The 22,582-nt window shown below is 58.2% G+C and carries 23 protein-coding genes and 1 other RNA gene; 17 read left to right on the top strand and 7 right to left on the bottom strand.

Translation table 11 applies throughout. From position 1 onward, the window contains the following. Positions 1 to 22 precede the first annotated feature (22 nt). From Q0915_RS18150 to Q0915_RS18135, 4 genes are all read right to left on the bottom strand, one after another. On the bottom strand, positions 23 to 1,237 hold the full coding sequence (locus Q0915_RS18150; protein WP_299476555.1) for a lytic murein transglycosylase: 1,215 nt from the start codon (positions 1,235 to 1,237) through the stop codon (positions 23 to 25). A 65-nt stretch (positions 1,238 to 1,302) separates the two neighbouring features. After that, a complete protein-coding gene (locus Q0915_RS18145; RefSeq protein WP_299476552.1) occupies positions 1,303 to 1,881 on the bottom strand; it encodes a histidine phosphatase family protein in 579 nt (192 codons plus the stop codon). After that, positions 1,881 to 2,825, bottom strand: a complete 945-nt coding sequence (gene nudC / locus Q0915_RS18140) for an NAD(+) diphosphatase (RefSeq protein WP_299476549.1) — start codon at positions 2,823 to 2,825, stop codon at positions 1,881 to 1,883. The genes Q0915_RS18145 and nudC overlap by 1 nt, the downstream gene beginning before the upstream one ends. A gap of 83 nt (positions 2,826 to 2,908) precedes the next feature. Further along, positions 2,909 to 3,325 carry an HIT family protein gene (locus Q0915_RS18135; protein ID WP_299476546.1) on the bottom strand — a complete coding sequence of 139 codons (417 nt, stop codon included), beginning with the start codon at positions 3,323 to 3,325 and terminating at the stop codon, positions 2,909 to 2,911. 142 nt (positions 3,326 to 3,467) lie between these two features. On the opposite strand from Q0915_RS18135, the gene Q0915_RS18130 reads away from it, so the two are divergent. The 9 genes from Q0915_RS18130 to Q0915_RS18090 all read left to right on the top strand — a co-directional run bounded on the left by Q0915_RS18130 (position 3,468) and on the right by Q0915_RS18090 (position 9,895). Beyond that, positions 3,468 to 4,100, top strand: coding sequence for a LysE family translocator (locus tag Q0915_RS18130; RefSeq protein ID WP_299476543.1), 633 nt, complete (start codon positions 3,468 to 3,470; stop codon positions 4,098 to 4,100). Positions 4,101 to 4,181: 81 nt separating this feature from the next. Continuing rightward, positions 4,182 to 4,279, top strand: an RNA gene (gene ffs, locus Q0915_RS18125) — signal recognition particle sRNA small type. A gap of 130 nt (positions 4,280 to 4,409) precedes the next feature. Beyond that, complete coding sequence (locus tag Q0915_RS18120) at positions 4,410 to 4,667, top strand: hypothetical protein (protein ID WP_299476540.1); 258 nt, start codon at positions 4,410 to 4,412, stop codon at positions 4,665 to 4,667. Beyond that, the gene (locus Q0915_RS18115) at positions 4,657 to 5,085 is read left to right on the top strand and encodes a hypothetical protein (protein ID WP_299476537.1); all 429 of its coding nucleotides are present in this window, start codon (positions 4,657 to 4,659) and stop codon (positions 5,083 to 5,085) included. Before Q0915_RS18120 ends, Q0915_RS18115 begins: the two co-directional genes overlap by 11 nt. 108 nt (positions 5,086 to 5,193) lie before the next feature. Continuing rightward, positions 5,194 to 7,080: a DNA polymerase III subunit gamma/tau gene (locus Q0915_RS18110; protein ID WP_299477086.1), complete on the top strand. Its 1,887-nt coding sequence runs from the start codon at positions 5,194 to 5,196 to the stop codon at positions 7,078 to 7,080. An 85-nt stretch (positions 7,081 to 7,165) separates the two neighbouring features. Continuing rightward, positions 7,166 to 7,486, top strand: coding sequence for a YbaB/EbfC family nucleoid-associated protein (locus Q0915_RS18105; RefSeq protein WP_299476533.1), 321 nt, complete (start codon positions 7,166 to 7,168; stop codon positions 7,484 to 7,486). A 25-nt stretch (positions 7,487 to 7,511) separates the two neighbouring features. Then, positions 7,512 to 8,117 carry a recombination mediator RecR gene (gene recR / locus Q0915_RS18100; protein ID WP_299477084.1) on the top strand — a complete coding sequence of 202 codons (606 nt, stop codon included), beginning with the start codon at positions 7,512 to 7,514 and terminating at the stop codon, positions 8,115 to 8,117. A gap of 118 nt (positions 8,118 to 8,235) precedes the next feature. Further along, positions 8,236 to 8,934 carry a sulfate transporter family protein gene (locus Q0915_RS18095; RefSeq protein WP_299476530.1) on the top strand — a complete coding sequence of 233 codons (699 nt, stop codon included), beginning with the start codon at positions 8,236 to 8,238 and terminating at the stop codon, positions 8,932 to 8,934. A 55-nt stretch (positions 8,935 to 8,989) separates the two neighbouring features. After that, positions 8,990 to 9,895 carry a glutaminase gene (locus tag Q0915_RS18090; protein WP_299476527.1) on the top strand — a complete coding sequence of 302 codons (906 nt, stop codon included), beginning with the start codon at positions 8,990 to 8,992 and terminating at the stop codon, positions 9,893 to 9,895. Between the two features lie 64 nt (positions 9,896 to 9,959). On the opposite strand, the gene Q0915_RS18085 is transcribed toward Q0915_RS18090, so the two are convergent. Beyond that, positions 9,960 to 10,667 carry an MIP family channel protein gene (locus Q0915_RS18085; RefSeq protein WP_299476524.1) on the bottom strand — a complete coding sequence of 236 codons (708 nt, stop codon included), beginning with the start codon at positions 10,665 to 10,667 and terminating at the stop codon, positions 9,960 to 9,962. Positions 10,668 to 10,962: 295 nt separating this feature from the next. Between Q0915_RS18085 and sdhC the strand changes: the two genes are divergently transcribed. From sdhC to msrA, 7 genes are all read left to right on the top strand, one after another. After that, entirely contained in the window at positions 10,963 to 11,361 is a 399-nt protein-coding gene (sdhC, locus tag Q0915_RS18080; RefSeq protein ID WP_299476521.1) for a succinate dehydrogenase, cytochrome b556 subunit, read from the top strand. Positions 11,362 to 11,371: 10 nt separating this feature from the next. Beyond that, a complete protein-coding gene (gene sdhD, locus Q0915_RS18075; protein WP_299476518.1) occupies positions 11,372 to 11,755 on the top strand; it encodes a succinate dehydrogenase, hydrophobic membrane anchor protein in 384 nt (127 codons plus the stop codon). Between the two features lie 5 nt (positions 11,756 to 11,760). Further along, positions 11,761 to 13,587, top strand: a complete 1,827-nt coding sequence (sdhA, locus tag Q0915_RS18070; protein ID WP_299476514.1) for a succinate dehydrogenase flavoprotein subunit — start codon at positions 11,761 to 11,763, stop codon at positions 13,585 to 13,587. 12 nt (positions 13,588 to 13,599) lie between these two features. Then, entirely contained in the window at positions 13,600 to 14,445 is an 846-nt protein-coding gene (locus tag Q0915_RS18065; protein ID WP_299476511.1) for an FkbM family methyltransferase, read from the top strand. Between the two features lie 70 nt (positions 14,446 to 14,515). Beyond that, a complete protein-coding gene (locus Q0915_RS18060; protein ID WP_299476507.1) occupies positions 14,516 to 15,298 on the top strand; it encodes a succinate dehydrogenase iron-sulfur subunit in 783 nt (260 codons plus the stop codon). A 309-nt stretch (positions 15,299 to 15,607) separates the two neighbouring features. Beyond that, positions 15,608 to 17,050: a cell envelope integrity protein CreD gene (gene creD / locus Q0915_RS18055; protein WP_299476504.1), complete on the top strand. Its 1,443-nt coding sequence runs from the start codon at positions 15,608 to 15,610 to the stop codon at positions 17,048 to 17,050. A 297-nt stretch (positions 17,051 to 17,347) separates the two neighbouring features. After that, positions 17,348 to 17,983, top strand: coding sequence for a peptide-methionine (S)-S-oxide reductase MsrA (gene msrA, locus Q0915_RS18050; protein ID WP_299477082.1), 636 nt, complete (start codon positions 17,348 to 17,350; stop codon positions 17,981 to 17,983). A gap of 41 nt (positions 17,984 to 18,024) precedes the next feature. Here msrA and recQ read toward each other — a convergent pair whose 3' ends face one another. After that, complete coding sequence (recQ, locus tag Q0915_RS18045) at positions 18,025 to 19,914, bottom strand: DNA helicase RecQ (protein WP_299476501.1); 1,890 nt, start codon at positions 19,912 to 19,914, stop codon at positions 18,025 to 18,027. A gap of 367 nt (positions 19,915 to 20,281) precedes the next feature. After that, positions 20,282 to 21,193 carry a LysR family transcriptional regulator gene (locus tag Q0915_RS18040; RefSeq protein ID WP_299476499.1) on the bottom strand — a complete coding sequence of 304 codons (912 nt, stop codon included), beginning with the start codon at positions 21,191 to 21,193 and terminating at the stop codon, positions 20,282 to 20,284. A 114-nt stretch (positions 21,194 to 21,307) separates the two neighbouring features. On the opposite strand from Q0915_RS18040, the gene Q0915_RS18035 reads away from it, so the two are divergent. Further along, complete coding sequence (locus Q0915_RS18035) at positions 21,308 to 22,498, top strand: MFS transporter (RefSeq protein WP_299476496.1); 1,191 nt, start codon at positions 21,308 to 21,310, stop codon at positions 22,496 to 22,498. Positions 22,499 to 22,582: the final 84 nt, after the last annotated feature.

Genomic DNA, 22,582 nt, shown 5'->3' with positions numbered 1-22,582 from the left:
ATCGTCAAATGCCGCTTAAAAGTCAGCCAACCCAACAGGTTGCGAAGAACCCGTTCTTTTCCTGGTCCTTGCCGATGGAGCGCCGGGTCTTGAAGCCGATCAACCCGTCCGCGCCGCCGACATCATGACCAAGGCCCTCCAGCCGGACCTGAAGGTTCCGTACAGCACCCCTTGTCGTGTCTTTCATCGGCTTCCAGCCCGCAGCAAACGCCTTGTTGCTGCCGTAGCGATCGGCAAGATGACCGACGAACAGCGCATATGTGTCGCTCTCGTTGTATTCCTTCAACACATAGAAATTGTTCGTGGCAATGAAGGCGGGACCGTAGCGGCCGGCAGGCAGGAGAATGTTGCCGGGCTGGTTGAGTTCGTTGCCGGGAAACGGTTTACCGCTGACCCGCTTCACGCCCTCTCCGACGAATTTTGAGATCTTCTGCCGGTTGTCCGGCCCCTCGCGTGTGCAAGAGACACTTTCCGGCAGGAAAACTTCGTATCCCCAGTCACGTCCCTTCTGCCAGCCATGGGCGGACAGGTAGTTGGCGATCGACGCCATCGTATCGACTTCCGATGTCCAGATATTGCGCTTGCCGTCGCCATCGAAATCGACCGCGTATTTCAGGTAGGAGGACGGCAGAAACTGGGGCTGACCCATTGCGCCGCCCCAGGAGCTTCTCATGGCACGGCGGGACACATCACCGTTCTGCAGGATCTTCAGCGCGGATATGAGCTCGCCTTTGAAGAAGTCAGCGCGCTGACCCATGAAGGCCTGCGTTGCCAGAACACGAAGGGCGTCGTGTGGGATCTTGGCCCCGCCGTAACCGGACTCGCGTGCCCAGATCGCAAGAATGATGCGTTTGGGAACGCCGTACTTTGCCTCAATTCTCTGGAGCGTCGCCGCGTGCTTCTGCATCAGCCGCCGGCCGCCGGGAACCAGGGAATTGAACTGGCTGTCCCGGAAATAGCGCTGCGGTGAGCGGAACTCGGCCTGAAAATTGACCTTCGGAGGTGCACCCTTGCCGCCGGGGCCAACCAGACCGGGCAGGGACGTATCGGGCGTTAGGCCGGCAAGTTCCCGGTCGAGTGTTCCTTGCGAAATGCCGGCACGCTTTGCGGCTGGTACGACATCATTGGCAAGGAATTGCCGGAACTGAGCATCATATTTGCCGGCATGTGAGGCAATCGGTTGAGCGACGACCGCAAGCAGCGCTCCGGCAATGATAGATGTCAGACCCTTGATCACGGCAGGCTCCCGTAAAGTTCCACTCGTTCAACATTACCATGATCATGGCAAGAGGCCGACTGAACTCAGACTTCTATCCAGCGCAAATCCTGTCCGGCACCGGTCGTCAACCAGTCTTTTTCGAACCTGTACCAGCTGCCTCCGCGCGTCTGATCGTGTGAACGGGAAATCGAAACGCCCATCAGATGGCACATCAGCAGCGTACCGGCAGCGCCGTGGCCGGTAAAAAGCACGGGTAGGTCCGGGTCGATGCCGGAGAGAACGGCCTGAATGCCGCCGACGATGCGATGTTGAGCGTCGATGGCGCGCTCCCAGCCACGGACCGAGGTTTTCGGGTCGGCGAAGAAGCGGTCGGCTGTCTGCTCGAATTCGTCCGGTGGCAGAAAACCCGTCGCGGACCGGTCATTCTCATGAAGGTCCTCTCTGATCCGGGGCTCCAGCGAAAGCTTGTCGGCAAAGTACCGGGCCGTTTCGATCGCTTTGGTTTCGCCGCTTGAGACAATGGCACCAATCTCTTTTGTGAAAGGCAGAGCGGTTGCCTGCTCGGCCCGCGCATGCCCAACTGTCGAAAGGCCCCACTGTGGCACAGGAATGTTGGGATCCACTTCGACTTCGGGATGGGTCAGGTAAATGCACCAGGTCATCAGATACGGTTCTCCAGCCAGCCGATGATCAGTTCATAGGCAATCGAAATCGAGGGTGGGATCCTGTGTTCTTCCGGGTGCGTGCCTTCGAGCATTTGCCGGACTTCCGCGCGGTCGCACCATTTGCAGGCTTCCAGCTCGTCATCCGCAATCTCGATATCAAATGACGTCGCCGTGCCGATGCAGCCGAGCATCAGATTTGCGGGAAACGGCCAGGGTTGGTTGGAAACAAGACTGACGTCACCGACCCTGATCCTGCTTTCTTCGAAGACTTCGCGGCGAACCGCATCTTCTATGGTTTCGCCAGGCTCCATGAAGCCCGCAAGGGTCGTGTAAACACCTTCCGGCAAACGGGCAGGACGGCCGAGCAATGCTTTGTCCTCGTGGGTAATCAGCATGATGACGCAAGGATCGGTGCGTGGAAAATGAGCTGCGCCGCATGACGGGCAGTCCCGTCGGTATCCAGCTTCGGCCATCACGGTTTTTTCGCCGCAGCGCGAACACATCGGGTGCGTCCGGTGCCAATGGATCAGCGCTCGCGCCTGAGCGAGCGCGCTCAGGTCTTCCGCCGAAAAAGCGTTTTGCAGAGCGAGGTTCCTGAGGTCCTGAACAATCAGATCCGGCTGCGCCGACAATTCTTCATCGCTGCGCGGCAGGGTCGTTGCAAAGAGAGGCTGCCCGGTGTCTTGCCGGAGGCCAAGAAACACCATCTCGTCGGGCGAGGCACCCAGCTTCAGCGCCGACGTCAGCGCGTGACCGATATGAGGATCTTCGCTCTTTTCAAAGACAAGCGTCTTGTCGGTCGAGAGCACGATCCGTGTGTCTGATCGCTCCAGCAGCGTTTTGAGATAGGCGGTATCGCCGCGCCGTTCCGACTGCCTGTCGAGAGTGTTGGCAATAAAGCTCATCTCCATTGCCTGGAGACTGGCGGCGGCTTCGCGCATGCTGAGATCCTTGAAAGAATATGGCAGGTCTTATACGCGCCGGACTTTAGGGCGGTGCGCAGAGTGTGTCCAGCAAGGCCTGGTCAGAGTTCGGATGCAATGGCATCCCGCAACCGGCCGATCAGGGTGTCGGCTTGCTCAGCTTCATAATCTTCTGCTGGAACGGTTCCCCAGACCGGGCCAGGCCAGGAGCGATCGCTCCGAAAGCGTGCAATGACGTGGACATGGAGCTGGGACACCTGGTTGCCGAGTGCACCCACGTTCAGCTTCTCGCAATCGGTCACGGATCGTAGAAGCCGGCTCATCTTCGCAATTTCTCTCATGAGCTGCAGTTGGTCTGCATCGCCAAGGTCGATGATTTCGACAAGGTCGGACTTCTGTGGGACGAGCAGCAGCCACGGATAATTCGCGTCCTTCATAAGCCGGACTGTCGAAAGCGTCAGATCCGCAACGAAATAGCTGTCGCCTTCGAGACGGGGGTTGAGGGAAAAGGAAGACATCTTGGGCTAACCGTTGTGTTGATGAGTATCTCCGAGCACCTGCAAGACAACGCTCGGATTGCATTCGGTGAGCATATGGGTAGATTGCAGGAGAAGCGAACCTGTTTTTCGCGCTTACTCCCTTTGTTGCGGCGGATTTGTCATGTCATTGGAAACGCTTTTGAGCTTCGCGCTTGTCGCAGGCCTTCTCGTGATGTCGCCTGGCCCCAACGGCGTCCTGATTGCGAAAACCGTACCGACCTCCGGACGTTTGGCGGCCGGTTCGAACATCGGCGGTTTTGTGGCTGCCTTCTTCCTGCACGGAACCTTGTCGGTGTTGGGCATCTCGGTGATCCTCGTACATTCGGCTGAAGCCTTTTTTGTCGTCAAGATGGTTGGCGCCGCTTACCTGATATGGATCGGGTTGAAAGCTCTTAAGGATGCCTTTTCGGGAAAGATAATCGCTGCGCCCGTGGCACCTGCCAGGCGGCGGCGCACGATGGTCCGGGCATTTGGTGAGGGTTTTTTGACAAATGCCCTGAACCCGAAAGTCTCGATGTTCTATCTCGCTGCCTTCCCGCAATTCATACCCGCTGGCGAAGGCGCGGTTGCGGCAGCCTTTTCGCTGGTCGGCATCCACGCACTGATAAACGTTCTGTGGTTCGGCGCGATGGTTCTCCTGCTCGCCCGGCTCTCGACAGCTGCGGGCAATCCCTCCTTTCAACGCTGGTTGAAAGGCGTGACGGGATTGGTGTTCATGGGCTTTGGCCTGAAGCTGGCCACGCTGCGGCCCTGAACAACGGCATTTTCCGGCAAGGAAAAAAAGGCCGCGATGGCCCTTGCCAAACCCCTGGGGGCATCTGATATAAGGCACTCGGGAGGTTGGTGGTGGACGAGCCACTCGCCAACCGGGTCAGATCCGGAAGGAAGCAGCCCTAACGAGCCTCGGCACGGGTCGCCGTGCCAGCCTCCCACCCTCTTAATTCGTGTCTTGTTTCGAACACCGCCCGGTCTCGTGCGGTGTTTTTTGTTGCGCTATGCACAACGCGGATCGCAAAGACACCAATGCTTGACATTTTGGTACATTGGTACCAATATAACAAATATGAGTAAATCTGTTGAACGAATCCAGACCGGTGTTCGTCTGGAAAAGCGGCTCTTGAAGGTCCTGAAGGGTCTTGCTGAGCACTTGGACCTATCATTGGGCGATCTGATTGAAGGTCTGGCTCTTCACAGCTTTGAAAACAAACCGCCGTTTTCGGAAGAAACACTCGGCAAGATCGAGCAGTTGAAAAGCGTTTACGATCTCGATTTGTCCGCAGCAGACAGTCACAAATTGAAGGATAGGGCTGATGAAAGCTGAGCCGCGGAACTATGTCGATCTGACTGATCTATTCGAGGCGCGTGACCTGGATGCGAGGTCCTTCACACACCGGGATCACATCGGCGTCGCTTGCCAGATGCTTCAAAGATATGACTTCCTGGATGCTGCCGCGCGCTATGGCAGTGCTCTGAAGGACATTGCGGCAAACGCGGGCGCAGCCGGTAAGTTCAACACAACGGTGACACTCGCTTTTCTTGGAATATTGGCTGAACGCATGGAAGTCACCGCCCATGAGAATTTCGATGAGTTTCTGGTTCGGAACCCGGATCTGTTCTCACGATCGCTCATGGACACCTGGTACTCTAGTGAACGTGTGTCGAGCGCTACGGCCAGACAAGTATTCCTGTTACCCGACAGGTTCAAAGCCGATAGGTCCGCCGAGCCGGCAACAGGATAGTCCCGCTTCGAGTTCACAGAAAAACGTTCAAAAGCCGTCCCCATTTTTGAAAAAGTCGCTATGGTGCGGCTCATGGATGAGTCAGGTTTTCCCAGCGACGGCGCGTCGATGACGGACACGGCCAGCAACGCAGCTTCCGGCGTGCAGAACGAGGACGGCGCTTACCGCGTTCTTGCGCGCAAGTACCGCCCGAAGACCTTTGAGGACCTTGTCGGGCAGGAGCCGATGGTTCAGACGCTTGAAAACGCGTTTGAGACGGGCCGGATCGCCCAAGCCTGGATGCTGACCGGCGTGCGCGGGGTCGGCAAAACCACCACCGCCCGCATTCTGGCACGCGGCCTCAATTATGAACTGCCTGGTGAAGCCGACAAGCCGACCGTGAAGCTGGAGCGGGAAGGCACGCATTGCCGGGCGATCATGGAAGGCCGCCATGTCGACGTTATCGAGATGGACGCCGCCTCCCACACGGGCATCAACGACATTCGCGAGATCATCGACGCAGCGCGCTACCGGCCGGCGACAGCCCGCTACAAAGTCTACATCATCGACGAAGTCCACATGTTGTCCAACGCGGCCTTCAACGGGCTCTTGAAGACGCTGGAAGAACCGCCGGAACACGTGAAATTCATTTTCGCGACGACCGAAATCCGCAAGGTCCCGATCACGGTCTTGTCGCGTTGCCAAAGGTTCGACCTGAGGCGGATCGGGCAATCGAAGCTGATTGGTCTTCTGCGCAAAATCTCTGATGCGGAAAACATCCGCATCTCCGACGAAGCCCTGCTGCTGATCGCCCGTGCCGGTGAAGGCTCGGCACGCGATTCCCTGTCCTTGCTCGATCAGGCCATGGCACATGCGACAGGCGCGGTTGAGGCAGACGACCTTCGTCAGATGCTCGGTCTGGCAGACAGGGCCCGCGTGATCGAGCTTTTTGCGCACCTTATGGCCGGGCGGATTGAAGAGGCACTGGGCGAGTTGCAGGCCCAGTACGAGGTCGGTGCGGATCCGGCAATCGTCTTGACCGATCTTGCGGATTTTACCCATCTGGTGACCCGGATGAAGGTCGCACCGAAATCGGCCGACGAAGCATCCGTCACCGAGGCCGAGCGTCTGCGCGGCCGCGAGTTTGCGGACATCATTTCCGTTCGCCTGCTGTCACGCGCCTGGCAGATCCTTCTGAAGGGCGTTCAGGAGGTACAGGCTGCCTCCAAACCGCTGGCGGCGGCCGACATGGTGCTCGTTCGTCTCGCTTACGCGGCCGACCTGCCCGACCCGGGTGAGCTGCTTGCGCAGGTCCGAAAGGGTGAAAACCCGATCGCAGCCGGTTCCGGTTCAGGAAACCCCGGAGCAAACCCACCAGGGGGAGGCCATCAGGCGATGGCGGTCGGCATGCCGCAAAGCGCAAGCGGCGGCAATCCCGGCGATGGCAGTGGCAATCCTGTGATGCAAGGCGGCGCCAGGCCCCAACTGTCGGCAATCCAGGGTGGAGCGCCGGCGCAGCGGGTGGAAGCAGAAGCCGCGCCCCGGCCGCAGATCGCGGAAGAGCCGGTTTATGCGCTCAAGAACCTTCACGACTGCGTGGCCCTTGCCTCGGAAAAGCGCGACATTCCGATGAAGGTTGCCATCCAGCGGCAAATGCGGCTGGTCAAGTTCGAGCCGGGAAAAATCGAAATACAGCCGACCGAAGATGCACCTGCGGACATCGCCGGCGAGTTCGGCCGCAAACTCACGGAATGGACCGGCCAGCGCTGGTTCGTTGTCGTGTCGCGCGAGCACGGCCGGCCGACCATTCACGAGGAACAGGAAGCCAACCAGCAGCAGCTTTTGTCGGATGCAAGATCACATCCGACCGTTGCAGCTTTGCTGGCCCAGTTCCCGGGGGCAAAGGTAGTGGACGTCAAGGTGCAGGTGACGGAAGAAGACGAGGCTGCTCTGGCCGATCCGATGCTCACAGACCCATTGCTGAATGAAGCCTTGGGTGACGACGAAGACGATTGAACCAAACGCGTTGTTCTTCTAAACGCAATTCCCAGATAATAGACACACGGCGCTTGTCGCCGAATTGACTTCAAGGAGAGATCCCATGGACTTCCTCAAGATGATGAAGCAGGCCAAAGAGATGCAGGAGCAGATGGGCTCCTTGCAGGAACAGATTATCGACATTGAGGTGGAAGGTGTCGCCGGCGCCGGTCTCGTGAAGGTGACACTCAACGGCAAAAGCGATCTGAAAGGCTTGAAGATCGATCCCTCGCTTTTGAAGGAAGACGAAGGCGAGATTCTGGAAGACCTGATCATGGCCGCTCACACCGATGCACGCGCCAAGGTCGAAATGGCGATCCAGGAAAAAACCCAGGAACTCATGGGCGGTCTTGGCCTTCCGGCCGGCATGAAACTCCCGTTCTGATAGCGGACACAGGCAGGTATCCATGGTGCAACGCGGCGTAGCGGGACCGGAAATAGAGCGGCTTATCCAGTTGCTTGCCAAGCTGCCCGGATTGGGTCCGCGCTCTGCGCGCCGCGCGGCATTGCACCTGATCAAGAAAAAAGATCAGCTTCTCGTTCCGCTGTCTGAAGCGATGGGCGTTGCCGTCAATGAAATCGGCATCTGTTCCACTTGCGGCACCGTCGATACGTGCGACCCCTGCACGATCTGCGCTGATCCGAAGCGCGACGAGACGGTGCTTGTTGTTGTCGAGGATGTTGCGGACCTTTGGGCGCTGGAACGTGCCGGCGCTGTGAAAGCCCGTTATCACGTCCTCGGTGGCACACTGTCTCCGCTTGACGGTATCGGCCCGGAAGACCTCAACCTCGCCTCGCTTATCGATCGCTGCAGCACTGATGACTTCAAGGAGGTCATCCTGGCCATCAGTGCGACCGTCGAGGGTCAGACGACGGCCCATTACATCATGGACCAGCTGTCTCCGCTCGGAGTCAATGTCACAAAGCTCGCCCACGGTGTTCCGGTCGGCGGCGAACTCGACTATCTCGACGAGGGCACGCTCGCCCAGGCCTTGAAGGCGCGCACGCGGTTTTAGGAGCATCTACTTATTCAATGTGCGCGGCTTTGTGGAAAGACAACTCCTGCAATCCCCTTGCACCGCCACCCCGTCGCACCTATGTCGAGCCGGTCGATCACAAAGACTTGAAGGTTTCATGTTCCAAGCCGCTTCCCGCGCCATGTCGCAGGTGTTCGAGCCGTCGTTTCGAAAAATTTTCCTGAAAATGCTGGGCTTCACGCTCGCGATCCTCATCGTGATCTGGATCGCGTTGCAGGGCATCGTCAGTCACTTCCTCGGTGTCGCGGCAACCGAGTGGGGCGACGGCAGCGCCTGGATCAGCTGGACGGAATGGTCGATCTCGCTGCTTACGGGGATCGGGGCCGTTTTCGTTCTCGGCTTTCTGATCGCCCCGATTTCGGCCCTGCTGGCCGGCCTGTTCCAGGATGATATCGCAGATATTGTTGACGCAAGGGACTATCCGGGTGACCGGCCGGGCACCGCCCTGCCGTTGTCCAAATCGCTGGTCCACACGATCAAGTTCACAGGTGTCGTGATTGCCGGCAACTTCTTTGCGCTTCTGTTGCTTCTGGTGCCGGGCGTCAATCTGATCGCATTTTTCGTGGTAAACGGCTATTTGCTCGGACGAGAGTTTTTCGAGTTCGCCGCGATGCGGTTCATGCCGCCTGCCGAAGCAAAGGCCTTCAGGAGGGCCAGAGGAGGCACGGTATTCATGGCCGGGTTGATCATTGCCTGTCTGCTGGCCGTGCCGATCCTCAATCTTGTGACACCGATATTCGCAACCATCTTCATGCTGCACCTCTATAAGAGACTTGCGTCCGGGGCGGCGATCTGACGAACTGCCACCGCCGGGCGAGCTGATTTGTGCGCAAGCCCGCCGGAGGAAGACAATGCAGGAATTGTTGCTGGAAATCGCCGAGGCGGCTGCGGGCAGTCCGGACAAAGGCAATGTAGCCACCTATATTCCAGAACTCGCAGGCGTTGACCCGGACCAGTTCGGGATTGCCGTCGCTCTCGAGGACGGGCGTCTTCTAACCGCCGGAGATGCGGATGTCCCGTTTTCGATCCAGTCGGTTTCCAAGGTCTTTGCGCTGGCTCTTGCTCTGGGCCGGGTCGGGGATCAGCTTTGGTACAGGGTGGGGCGGGAACCGTCCGGGCTGTCCTTCGATTCCATTCTTCTGCTGGAACGCGAAGACGGCATTCCGCGCAATCCCTTCATCAATGCCGGCGCATTGGTGACGACGGATACCTATCTTGCTGAATCCAATCCGCGCGAGGCGCTTGGAGAGCTTCTGCGGTTTATCCGTGCCGCGGCCGATGATGACAGCATTCATATCAATGAGCGGGTGGCGCAATCGGAGATCGCAACGGGCCACCGTAATTTTTCGCTCGCCCATTATCTGGCGTCGCACGGCAATATGCGCTCTGCGGTGGACAAGGTGCTCGGCACCTATTGCCATCAATGCGCAATCGAGATGACTTGCCGCCAGCTGGCACTTGCCGGGCGGTTTTTGATTGATGCGGACGACATGCCGCCCCTGGTCGCGGTGCAGCGCCGTCGCCGCATCAATGCGCTGATGATGACCTGCGGCCATTACGACGGCTCTGGCGATTTCGCGTTTCGCGTCGGACTTCCGGGAAAAAGCGGTGTTGGCGGCGGCATACTGGTGATATCGCCGGGACGGGCGTCAATCGCGGTCTGGTCACCTGGGCTCAACCGATACGGAAACTCTAAACTCGGCACTGAAGCGATGGAAACCTTCGCAAAGCGCATGGGATGGTCCGTTTTCGGCTGATCATGCCGCTGAGCTGGCTCGCAGGTTCGATTGCGCGCGCCAGCCCAGTGCTTCGCTTTTGCAACTAGTCCTCTTCGTCGGAAGCCAGCAGACCGGATTTGAACAGCATTCCCGCAGCCGCCGCTCCGATAAGTGGTGCGACAATGAACAGCCAGACCTGAGCCAGGGCCGCCGGGTTGCTGCCAACGCCAACAATCGCCGGTCCGAGAGACCGTGCCGGATTGACCGAGACGCCCGTGACATTGATGCCGACGATGTGGATGACGACAAGTGTCAGCCCGATGGCCAGTCCGGCGAGATGAGACGGGGCGCCTTTTTGAGTCACACCGAGAATGCACACAAGAAACAGGAATGTTGCAACGATTTCGAAAACGAGCGCGGACAACAGATTGTATTCGCCAAGATAACCTGCGCCCCAGCCGTTCTGGCCGAGGCTGCCATCCCAGCCGCTTGCCTTGCCGCTCAAGATGAGTGCCAGAACCATCGCACCTGCCAATGCGCCCAGAACCTGTGCGATCCAATAGGTGATCATCTCCCCCGCTGGCATCCGTCCGGCCAGAAAGACCCCGAGACTGACGGCAGGATTGATGTGGCATCCGGAGATCATGCCTATCCCGTAAGCCATGGCCACGATGGATAATCCAAAGGCAAACGCGATCCCGAGGACATCGATCGAGGTTGCTCCAGTGCCCATGCCGGCAATGACGGCAGCGCCACAACCGAAAAGGACAAGTGTGAAGGTTCCGATAAACTCAGCAACTGCTTTCTTCATGCGCCCAGCCTCCTGACAATGCCGGGAAATCGGTCCACGCCTCCGGCAAGAATGGTGACGTTTAGGACAGTTGCTCAATTTTGATCGGTTGAAAAGTGTCGAACGTTGTGCGTTGCGGTAGTGAAACACTGTGCGCGTGGCAGTTTTTGCCGCCGGGTGGCAAAGTAACTTTCCAGATTCTCCTTTTTGATGTTTTGACGCGGCGCCTTCTTGGCGCTAGAACCTTTCTAGACAACGCACTGATTTCCTTACGTTTGCGTAAACGTTAGGTCGCGTCGTACGGGAGAGGAATTCCATGTCGAATGCCGATATGCGGGGCAATCGCCCGCTGTCACCCCATCTTCAGATCTACAAGCCGATTCTGACGATGGTCATGTCGATCCTGCACCGCATCACAGGTGCGGCGCTTTATTTCGGGACGATTCTCCTGGCCTGGTGGTTGATCGCCGCGGCGGCTGGCCCGTCCTACTTTGACTTTGTGAACGGCATTTACGGTTCCTTCTTCGGCCGCCTGATCCTCTTCGGGTTCACCTGGGCACTTGTACACCACATGCTTGGCGGTCTGCGTCATTTCATCTGGGACATGGGCGCGGGGTTCGGCAAGGACGCGCGCGAGTGGCTCGCGAAAGCCACGATCATCGGATCCGTTTCCATCACGCTGATCCTTTGGATCATCGGCTACATGGTTCGCTAAGGAGAGTGTCATGACGGATATGCGCACGCCCCTCAACAAGGTTCGCGGACTGGGTTCGGCCAAGGAAGGCACGGATCATTTCTGGAAACAGCGGGTCACGGCCGTGGCCAACGTTGTCCTGATCAGCTTCTTTGTGATCCTGGTGATCTCGGTTCAGGGATCCAGCCACAGCGACGTCATCGAGACGCTGAAAAATCCGCTGGTTTCGATCATTTTCCTCTTGGTGATTCTGTCCGGCGTCTACCACATGAAGCTCGGCATGCAGGTGATTATCGAGGACTACATCCACGGTGAAGGCCTCAAGTTCCTGACGCTGATGGCAAACACATTTTTCTGCGCCTTTATCGGCTTCGGCTGCATCTTTGCAGTGCTCAAGATTGGCTTTGGAGGCTAACCCGGATGGCCAAAACCTATGAATTTGTCGACCACACCTACGACGTGGTTGTTGTCGGTGCGGGCGGCGCGGGACTGCGCGCAACGCTCGGCATGGCCGAACAGGGGCTGAGAACAGCCTGTATCACCAAAGTTTTCCCGACCCGCTCGCACACGGTGGCAGCGCAGGGCGGTATCGCCGCGTCGCTGAAGAACATGACGCCGGACTGCTGGGAATGGCACATGTACGACACCGTCAAGGGCTCAGACTGGCTCGGCGACACCGACGCCATGGAATACCTAGCGCGGGAAGCTCCCAAGGCGGTCTATGAACTCGAACACTATGGTGTCCCGTTTTCGCGAACCGAAGAAGGCAAGATCTACCAGCGCCCGTTCGGTGGTCACATGCAGAACTACGGCGAAGGTCCCCCCGTTCAGCGCACCTGTGCTGCCGCCGACCGGACCGGTCACGCCATCCTGCACACGCTTTACGGCCAATCGCTGCGCCACAATGCGGAATTCTATATCGAATATTTCGCACTCGACCTGATCATGTCGGAAGATGGCGCCTGCCAGGGCGTGATTGCGTGGAACCTCGATGACGGGACGATCCACCGTTTTGCCGCCAAGATGGTCGTTCTGGCCACCGGTGGCTATGGCCGGGCCTATTTCTCGGCGACTTCCGCGCACACCTGTACCGGCGACGGCGGCGGCATGGTCGCCCGCGCCGGTCTGCCGCTTCAGGACATGGAATTCGTCCAGTTTCATCCGACGGGGATTTACGGCTCCGGCTGTCTGATCACCGAAGGTGCACGCGGCGAGGGCGGTTATCTGGTCAACTCCGAAGGCGAGCGCTTCATGGAACGCTATGCGCCATCGGCCAAGGACCTGGCCTCACGTGACGTTGTCTCCCGCTGCATGACGATGGAAATCCGCGAAGGCCGCGGCGTTGGAAAGTCCGGCGACCATATCTTCCTGCACCTCGATCACCTCGATCCGGCGCTGCTGGCTGAGCGCCTCCCGGGCATTTCCGAAAGCGCCAGGATCTTTGCCGGTGTCGACGTGACCAAGGACCCGATCCCGGTTCTGCCGACGGTTCACTACAATATGGGTGGCGTGCCGACCAACTACTGGGGTGAGGTCCTGAACGCCGACGCGAAAAACCCGGATCGGATTCAGCAAGGGCTTATGGCCGTTGGCGAGGCTGGGTGTGCTTCCGTCCACGGCGCGAACCGTCTCGGCTCCAATTCGCTGATCGACCTTGTTGTCTTCGGCAGAGCGGCCGCGATCAAGGCCGGCGAGGTTGTCGACCCGAAGGAAGCAACGCCTGCACCCAATGAAGCGTCCTGCGAAAAGATCATGGACCACTTCGACAAATTGCGGAACGCCAGCGGTTCCATTCCGACGGCGGATTTGCGCGACAAAATGCAGCGCGCCATGCAGGAGGACGCTGCCGTTTTCCGCACGCAGGAAAGCCTGGAAGCGGGTTGCAAGCGCCTGTCTGAAATCTGGGGTGAGATGAAAGACATCAAGGTGTCTGACCGCTCGATGATCTGGAACTCCGACCTTGTGGAAACGCTCGAGCTTGAAAACCTGATGGCCAACGCGATCACCACCGTCTATGGCGCCGAAGCACGCAAGGAGAGCCGTGGTGCGCACGCCCGCGAAGACTTCAAGGACGGTCCGTTCTCCGGCCGCGACGACGAGAACTGGCGCAAGCATACGCTTGCCTGGGTCAACGATGAAGGCGACGTCAAGCTGGACTACCGTCCCGTCGTGCTCGATCCGCTGACAACCTTCGACGAGGGCGGGATCGACCCGAAAAAGATCGCGCCGAAAGCGCGCGTCTACTAAGGAGCGCGCAAGGTGAGCCAGGCCGCGGCACATCTGGATACGAGAAGCCCGTTCGGCACCTACCCCGCCGAACGGATGGTTCGCGTTGCGTGGCGTCTCGCGGATCGCCACGAACTCTCCAGAGGCTTGCGCAAACGTATCCGGTCTCTGGTCGCAAGGTTCTTCAAGGGGCCTTACGACCTTGAAGCCGATGGTCTGAAATTCCGGATTTACCCCGGTGAGAACTACGACGACCGGAAGATCCTGGCCAAGGGCCGCCTTCCGGAACGCGCCGAGCACACGCTGCTGGAACCGCATTTGCGGGACGGCACCGTGTTTGTTGATGTTGGCGCCAATATTGGCTCCTACGCGGTCTTTGCCGCGCGCCGCGGGGCCGACGTGGTAGCAATCGAGGCCAATCCGCAGACCGCGCACAAGCTCAGCTACAATGTTGGCGCGAACGAATTGGACAATGTCACAGTCGTGAACTCGGCGGTCGGACCCAAGGAAGATTCGCTTCCGCTTTGGCATGAACCGAGCAATTGCGGCTTCGCCACTTTTGTGAAGGACCTGACAACGGGCGAATGGGCAGGTGACTGGTCGCCGACCTATGTGAACGTGCGTCCATTGACTGCGATTGCCGATCAGCAGGGTCTGAAGCGGATTGATGTTCTGAAAGTGGACGTGGAAGGATTTGAGGACCGTGTGGTCCTGCCTTTCCTGAGACATGCGGACAAGCCCATGTGGCCCCGCGTGATCCTTCTTGAAACGAATTGCCGGCCCTATTGGTCCGAGGATTGCCTGCCCGAGCTGGCAAACCGAGGCTATGAGGTGACCGGCCGGACGAATGACAACATGGTCTTTGAGCTCACAGGCTGAGCGAAAAGACGGTACGGCCCAAATGCCCTGACCGGCGAACTGAAAGGGCCCAACGCGGAGCAGTAACGAGATGGTTCAGCTGACGCTTCCCCGGAACTCAACGGTGACGGAAGGCAAGGTGTGGGACAAGCCGGAAGGCGCGGCCAACCTGCGCGAATACCGGATCTATCGCTGGAATCCGGATGATGGCCGAAACCCGCGCGTCGATACCTACTTTGTCGATGCCGACGATTGCGGGCCGATGGTTCTCGACGGTCTCATCTACATCAAGAACAAGATCGATCCGACGCTGACGTTCCGGCGCTCCTGCCGCGAAGGCATCTGCGGGTCCTGCGCCATGAACATCGACGGCACCAACACGCTGGCCTGCACCAAGGGCATGGACGAAATTGCCGGCGATGTCGTGAAGATCTATCCGCTGCCGCACATGGCTGTCGTCAAGGATCTGGTGCCGGATCTCACGCGCTTCTACGCTCAGCACCGCTCCATCGAGCCGTGGCTGAAAACCGTGTCGCCGGCACCGGAAAAAGAATGGCTCCAGTCGCACGACGACCGCGTCAAGCTCGACGGTCTTTACGAGTGTATCCTGTGCGCCTGCTGCTCGACGTCCTGTCCGAGCTACTGGTGGAACGGTGATCGTTACCTCGGCCCCGCCATCCTGCTGCAGGCCTATCGCTGGCTGATCGACAGCCGCGACGAAGCCACCGGTGAGCGTCTCGATAATCTCGAAGACCCCTTCCGGCTCTATCGTTGCCACACCATCATGAACTGCTCGGAAGCTTGCCCGAAAGGCCTCAACCCGGCCAAGGCTATCGCCGAGATCAAGAAGATGATGGTGGAGCGGCGGGTATAAGCCCGCCGGTTTGAGACAATCGCAATGGCCGCCCATTGAGGCGGCCTTTCTTTTGTGTTCTTCGGTGGGTGCGGGATCCCAAAAAGTCTCGAAAGCAAAGTCGCCGCTCCGGGCCTCAGCTGAGGCCAACCATGAGCGCGGCTAAGGACGCAGATCCGTCCCATATTTTCCGATCTGCACGGGATCTGCAGAAAAACCCTGAAAATCCTCCTCTGTTTCGCCCGGCTATCTCCCAATCAATGGGTAAAGGTCGACCTATTGACCGGGCGTCGTCTCCTTGCCGCGCCCCTGCGATTGAGGATTTCATTTATGACAGAAGACAACGACCTGAATTCTTCCTCGGCGCCGGCGACGACGCAGCCGCCGTCCGGTGCCAAAGTTACGACTTTCCTGAGTTCTCCAGCGGTCAAATTTGTTCTGATCGGGGTTCTGACATTCCTGCTGCTGATCCCGAGCGTTTTTGTCTGGATACTGGTTGAGGAACGTTCCGACAGGGCCAGCGAAGTGGCGCGGGATATCGCCAGATCCTGGGGCGGCACGCAACAGATCAATGGGCCTTATCTCGTAATTCCCTTCACCGAGACCTTCACCACTGGTCTGGGTGACAAACTGAAGACGGAAACCGTTCAAAGAACAGCGGTCCTGTTTCCTGAACGACTGACCGTGGAAGGTGATATTACGGTCGAGGAGCGCAAAAAATCGATCTACGCGCTTCCCGTCTACAAAGGCCGGATGAACCTTGGCGGAGCCTTTGCCTCACCCCCTGAGAATATGTTCGAGCCGAAACACGGTGGTACGATCGATGTGGCAGCCGACAAGGCTGTTCTCGTGGTTGGAATCAGTGACGTCCGGGCGCTGAAAAGCGAGATCGCACTTGCCCTTGACGGAAGCAGGCCGGTGCCTTTCGAACCAGGTCTCGGCCCATTGGCCATGAGCGCTGGAAGACATGTTTACGGTGCCATTGCGCCATCAGGAATCAACACGTCCGTCACGCCGGCCACATGGCGAAAAGGTTTTTCCTTCGACATTCCCTTGCAGCTCAACGGGTCCACGGCAATCTATTTTGCGCCCGCCGGGCAAACCACCAAAGTGGCCCTCAAGTCGGACTGGCCTCATCCCGGTTTTACGGGCGCATTCCTGCCGGAAACACGATCCATCTCCGACAGCGGCTTTGAGGCGGACTGGACCATTCCCTATCTCGCTCGCGGCATTCCGAAAGTTCTGGAAACCAACCAGGTTCCGCTCCAGAACAAGCTGCTTGGTGTAAAGTTCGTGGAACCCGTCAATTTCTACCAGACGATCTCACGCTCCCTGAAATACGCAATTGGTTTCATCAGTCTGACCTTCCTGGCCGTCTTTGTTCTTGAGATGCGGTCCGGATGGCGCTTCCACTGGATCCAGTATGCCCTTGTCGGCCTGGCACTGATCATCTTCTACGTCATGCTGCTCGCATTCGCAGAACATGTCGGCTACGGGACCGCCTACCTGATTGCCGGCGCTGCCGCCACGTTGCTGAACGCTTTTTACATCGGCACGTCGCTCAAGAGCAGGGTGGCCGGGCTGGTCATGCTGGTGGTACTGGGAAGCATTTTCGCCATCCTGTTTGCCCTGATGCGGGAACAGGACTACGCGCTTCTGATTGGCTCCGTTATCGCGTTCATTGCCCTGGCAATCACGATGTTCGTCACGCAGCGGATCGATTGGACGGGTGAGCAAGGAACGCGCGACAGGCTTTCAACCGAACCCGTGTGATCCACGAAATTGACGATTGACATAAGGCGGGTCCATGACCCGTCTTATGTCATTCAAATTCCTGTCTCGCGTTGATACCGCCCGGGCGGAGCGCTCGAACAACGCATTCCACGATGTTGACTGGGGATTTTCTTCCGCGCCTCACGAGGGAAAGAGACGTCTCTGTCGCAGTGTTTGAAACGGAACGGTCACGGCCAGCTCACGGCGATGTGCAGGGGTGCGAACGGAGTTGAGTTGTCTCGGCAGGAGAATGCGTTACCTCTATCAGCAACCGATGGAGGACTTTTCATGAAGCGCATGTTGCCGCTAACTTTCCTTGCTGCATTCGTCAGCGCCACCCCTCTTGCATCCGTCCAGGCTGAAACAGCCATTCTTGCTGGCGGCTGTTTCTGGTGTGTGGAATCCGATCTTGAAAAGCTTCCGGGCGTTCGCGATGTCGTCTCAGGATATGCCGGTGGCCAGACGCAGAACCCGACATACAAGAATTACGAGCGCGGCGGCCACCGCGAAGTCGTGAAAGTCGATTTCGATGAAACGAAGATCAGCTACGGTGATCTTGTCGGCATTTTCCTGCGCACTGTGGACGTCACCGATCCGGGTGGTCAGTTCTGTGATCGTGGATTTGGCTATTCCACCGCAATCTATCCGCTGGATCAAAAACAGGCTGCCGCGGCCAAGGCTGAAATCGACAAGGCCAACAAGTCGCTTGGCGGCAAGGTTGTGACACCGATCGAAAGTTCTGCCGTCTTCTGGCCGGCGGAGGACTATCATCAGGCCTACTACAAGAGCAACAAACGCACATTGACCCGGTTCGGGTATGTCACGCGCGCGGAAGCCTACAAAGGGTATCGCAAGGCTTGTGGCCGGGACGCACGGGTGAAGTCCGTTTGGGGCGGTGAAGCCTACAAAGGACTGCCCAAGGCCGGTTCCTGAAGCTGAAAAACTCGGCGGCCCGGTTCAGACCGGGCCAGCCGTCAAACACCGGCCTCAAAAGCCTCCACGAGGTCGATAAACGCTTCCCCGTATTTTTCCAGCTTGGACTGACCGACCCCGGAAATTGCGAGCAGTGCATCCGGACTGACCGGCCTGGAGGCCGCGATGCCGGCAAGTGTTGCATCGGGAAAGACAACATAGGGCGGAACGTTCTGGTCCCGCGCGATCTGTGTGCGCAGCCTGCGAAGGCGCTGAAACAGAAGTTTGCCGTCTTCATCTAGCTCATCCGCGACGGATGCCGACCGCGACGAGCGGGTCTGCTTGAGACCGGCCGCGCTTCTGTCCTTGCGAAGCAGGATTGTTTCATCGCCGCGCAGCACCGGACGCGCCTTCTCGGTAAGGACAAGCGCCCCGAATTGTGCGTGATCGACGTCGACGAACCCCGCTGCCACAAGCTGCCGTGCAATCGATTGCCAGTTTTTTTGTGAAAGATCCTGGCCGATTCCGAAGACGGACAGATTGTCGTGCCCGAAACGTATGACTTTTTCGTTGGTCTTGCCGAGAAGCACGTCAATCACGTGCCCTGTGCCGAAACGCTGACCCGTGCGGTAGATCGCGGACATCAGCTTTCGCGCAGCCTCTGTCCCGTCCCAGGTTTCAACGGGTGAAAGGCAGGTATCGCAGTTGCCGCAGGGCTGGGGATAGGTTTCCCCGAAATGCGCAAGCAGGGCCTGCCGCCGGCACCCGGCAGTCTCGCAGATGCCGAGCAGGGCGTTGAGTTTGGCATTTTCAGAACGCTTGACCTCATCGGGTGCATCGCCCTCCGCGATCATGCGCCGGCGCTGCACAAGGTCGGCCATGCCGTAGGCCAGGAAAGCCTCTGAAGGCTCACCGTCTCGACCAGCCCGGCCGGTTTCCTGATAATAGGCTTCGACAGAAGACGGCAGGTCGAGATGTGCGACATACCTCACATCCGGTTTGTCGATGCCCATGCCGAATGCGACCGTCGCGACGAGGCAGAGACCTTCCTCAAGCAGGAACGCATCCTGGTTGGCGGCGCGCTGATCGGCCGGAAGCCCTGCGTGATAGGGGAGTGCCCTCGTTCCCTTGGCGGTCAGCCATTCGGCGATTTCTTCGACTTTCGCCCGCGAGAGGCAATAAACAATGCCGCTTTCACCCTTGTGCTTGGACAGGAAATCCAGCAATTGCTGACGCTGGTTCGAGCGTTCGACGATTTCGTAACGAATGTTGGGCCGGTCGAAACTGGTGACGAAGACTGATGCTTCTTCCAGCTTCAATCTGGCAAGGATGTCCTTTTGCGTATGCGGGTCGGCAGTTGCGGTCAGCGCGACGCGCGGCACACCCGGATAACGCTCCGCCAGGCAGGAAAGTGACATGTATTCCGGCCGGAAATCGTGCCCCCACTGACTGACGCAATGTGCCTCGTCGATTGCGAAGAGCGCTATTTCGAGCGTGTCCAGGAACCGTCGGAAACTTTCGGTTCCAAGCCGTTCCGGCGTTACATAAAGAAGGTCGATTTCGCCGCGCCGAATATCCTCTTTCAAGGCCTCCTGCTCCTCTGGAAGGAGCGTTGAATTCAATGCTGCGGCGCGGACGCCGGCCGCACGAAGCGCGCCGACCTGATCTTTCATCAATGCGATAAGCGGTGACACAACGACACCGACCCCGCGTCTGCAAAGCGCCGGGATCTGATAGCAGAGGGATTTTCCTGCACCGGTCGGAAAGAGCACCACAGCGTCTCCGCCGTCGACGAGCGTTTCGATGACCTCTCGTTGCTTGCCACGGAAGCTGTCATATCCGAAGACGGTCTGAAGAACGGCAAGCGGTTTTGGCTCCACGCGAATGCCCGGAACGCCATCGTGGTGATAGGGTTCTGTATCCTCCGCGAAAAGAGCGGGTGAAACGGGCATGCTGCTGATGATTCCTGTTCGGCCAATCGACGCTTATCCGTCGCACCATGTCTTATTCGTCGCGCAGATCAAAGCGGCCGGCGCTTTAGTCCTGTGGATGACTTTGGGAGGCCGCACGTGAACAGGACTTTGGACCGGGTTGTGATCTCGCGGTTAGGGACCAGCCAGAGGCTCCAGCCGGACCTCACGTTCTGCGCGCCTTAGTTACAAAAGACTGGCATTGGGTTGAAAGTGATAGTGCGGAGACTGCAAGGGTCCCAAGCACTGGCGCGAAAGTCTGTTTGAAGGACTACCTGGCGAACGCTTTGTCCTGCCCAGATGCCTGCATTCCGTGTTGGTTCGATCCGACAAAGTCCTTGGAAATCACCTAGTCGTTCATTTCCCACGGCGCGGAAACTGCGAACATCTCTCGAACGGTATTGGCGAATTCTTCCGCTCTCCTTGAGAGAGGCCGGGCAGCCGGACGTACAATTTCCGCATCTCGTCCGTATGTACGATGATCGTTCAGAACGGTCTCCAACGCTCCGGCCTGCATGGCGTCGTTGCAAACGAAATCAGGTTCCAGGCAGACACCCAGACCTGCCTTGGCCGCGTCGACCAGCACAGTCCCGTTATTGGCGACAATGCGTGGTAACAATTGCACATCCACACTCTGCCCGTTTGGACGAGAAAAGCGCCACCGCGCGGGATCCGGTCCAACGCGGTAAGCCAGCGCCGAAAGACCAGCCAGGTCTTCCGGAGTGCGCGGGCGGCCATGCTGATCCCAGAAGGCGGGGCTGGCGGCGACCACGTAATGGACGGAAAAGAGCGGCTCTGAGATGAGCGTCGGATCTTCCGAGCGTCCGAGACGTATTGCGAAATCAAATCCTCCTTCGATCAGATCGACGGGCCGATCGCTCATTTCGATGTCAAACTGAACCTCGGGATTTGACGCTGCGAATTCGTTGGCGAGAGGCGAAAGATAGCGCAGGCCGAAAGCAGGCGGGCAGGCAATGCGGATCAGGCCCCTGATCGGACCCTCCTCACCGGAAGCAGCGCTGTCTGCTTCTCTCAGATCAGACAGGAGGCGCAGGCAGTGTCCGTAATATGCGCGGCCTCTTTCGGTCGTTTTGACGCCGCGAGTTGAACGCTGTGTGAGTTTTACGCCAAGCCTTGCTTCCAGCTCATCAACTCTGCGGCTGACCGCAGAAATTGCCACGTTCTGTCGTTTTGCTGCCGCAGAAAAAGAGCCCGTCTCGATAACGGCCACAAAGGATTCAATTTCGGCAAACCGGTTCATTTTGTTTTCCGAAAATTAGACATCAGTTTTCTATTTATCTCATCTACCACTAATTTTTAGAAATTATATTTTCAGGGCGGACACTCTCTTCGAAAAACACCGAAGGATCTTCATATGGGACAGCGCCCGCATTCGTCTCCCATTTTCGCGTTTGTCATCTTGTGGCTCGTCGGCTGGACGCTTCGCGTGCCGGTTCTGGCGGCGCCGCCTCTCGCAACCCGGATTGCCGAGTCTTATGGGTTGGAAGCTGCGGGTATAGGCGCGTTGACCATGTTGCCTGTGGTCGCCATCGCCTTTGGCGCCATACCGGCTGCGCTCATGATTGGGCGCTTCGGTCTGAAGGCATCAATTGTCTCCGGTGTTTTGTTGATGGCGTTTGCGTCAATCGCCCGCGGACATGCGCCTTCGATCCTGACGCTGTTTTCAGTTTCGGTTTTGATGGGGTTTGGCGTTGCCGTATTTCAGACGGCTTTGCCCTCAGCCACACGGGTTTGGACGCCCGGCCACATTGCGTTCGGAAACGCTGTGTACCTGAACGGAATGATGGTTGGCGAGATGTCCGGCGCGGGATTGACCTTGCCCGTTGTGCTGCCACTGGCAGGAGACGATTGGCGCACGGCACTTTTGCTATGGTCTGTTCCGATTATCCTCATCGCGCTGGCAAGCTTGTTCGTGCGAACCCCGTCAGCAAATTTTGCAACATCTGAAGTCATCTCAGGGAAGCGGCTGCCGAAACCATCACTCCCAAGTTGGAATGACGGAACAGTCTGGCAGTATGGTTTACTCCTTGCAGGGTCAGTAGCCCTTTTCTATGTCATAAATTCCTATGCCGGAGCTATTCTGGAAGCGCGAGGAGAAACCGGGGCGCTCACCTGGTTGCTCCTGCTCTACAATGCAATGCCATTGCTGGCCTCCTTTTTGGTCTTGGCGATACCGGGATGGATCGGCAGGCCAGGGCCAATAGCAGTATCAGCGGTTTTGTCTGTGACCGGGCTCGCCGTCTTTACCTTTTTCTCAGGATGGATCGCGTGGTCAGGAGCCCTCCTCACCGGTTTCGCAGCTTCGGTGGAACTCATCCTGTTGGTGTCGCTGCCGGCAACCGTTGCAAAAGGACAAGCAGTTACCCGGCTGACTGCGGGAATGACGCTGATTGGGTATGGCGTTGCCTTTGTCTTGCCTATGGCGGGTGGCTGGTTCGCCAACCAGTTGGATTGGCTGGAATTTTCTCTAGTTCCGTCTTTGGTATTTGGCGTCGCCGTTCTGCTCCTTGTCGCGAAAGAGCACCATCATCCGGCATACACGTAAGCATAGTGTACGGCAGAAGCCGTCTGTTTTCCTCGCAAAGGCAACGCGATGCCTGGGTTCAAATGGCAGGGCGCAATTCGTGCC

It is taken from the genome of uncultured Roseibium sp. (assembly GCF_947494555.1).
GTDB lineage: Bacteria > Pseudomonadota > Alphaproteobacteria > Rhizobiales > Stappiaceae > Roseibium.
Note: the sequence above shows the minus strand (reverse complement) of the source record. Positions and strands in the feature narration are given on the sequence as shown.